This is a genomic window from Vibrio sp. 1727, from assembly GCF_033344415.1.
GTDB lineage: Bacteria > Pseudomonadota > Gammaproteobacteria > Enterobacterales > Vibrionaceae > Vibrio > Vibrio alginolyticus.
Map to the genome: position 1 here is coordinate 1 of NZ_JAWPOT010000624.1, position 531 is coordinate 531.

Consider the following 531-nt stretch of genomic DNA (forward strand, 5'->3'; position numbering starts at 1 on the left):
GCGTAATTTCGCAAACAGCTTCTTATCGTAGTTTTTGCTGGTCAGTTTGTCCGACTTCGCAGCGCGTGCTGCGGTATCCAAACGAGGAACCGCGAGCTCGAGCGACACATCCCCGCGCAATAATGGTCGAGCTTCCTCGGTCAATTGCAACGTCGAGTTTCGGGTGATGTTTTGAAACAACAGTCCTTTGTGGATTAACTGGCGGAAGATACTCACCCAGTAATCATGGCTGTGATCGCGGCCAATGCCGTATGTAGAGATCTTATCGTGGCCATGTTCACGCACGCGGATATTTTGCATACCACGCAGCACCTCAACCACATACGTCATACCAAAGCTTTGGTTAACGCGATAAACACACGACAACGCTTTTCGCGCTTCTTCTGTCGCATCAAAATGTTTGGGTGGATCGAGGCAGATATCGCAGTTACCACAAGGCTTCTCGCGGTATTCACCAAAGTAGTTGAGCAGAACCTGACGACGACAGGTTTGCGCTTCCGCAAAGGCACTCATCGCATTAAGTTTATGGCT

General features: G+C 49.9%; 1 protein-coding gene. It reads right to left on the reverse strand.

What is annotated here, in order from left to right; genetic code table 11:
• A partial coding sequence (locus tag R8O10_RS27265; protein ID WP_318192238.1) for an RQC domain-containing protein occupies positions 1-531 on the reverse strand: 531 nt, incomplete at both ends.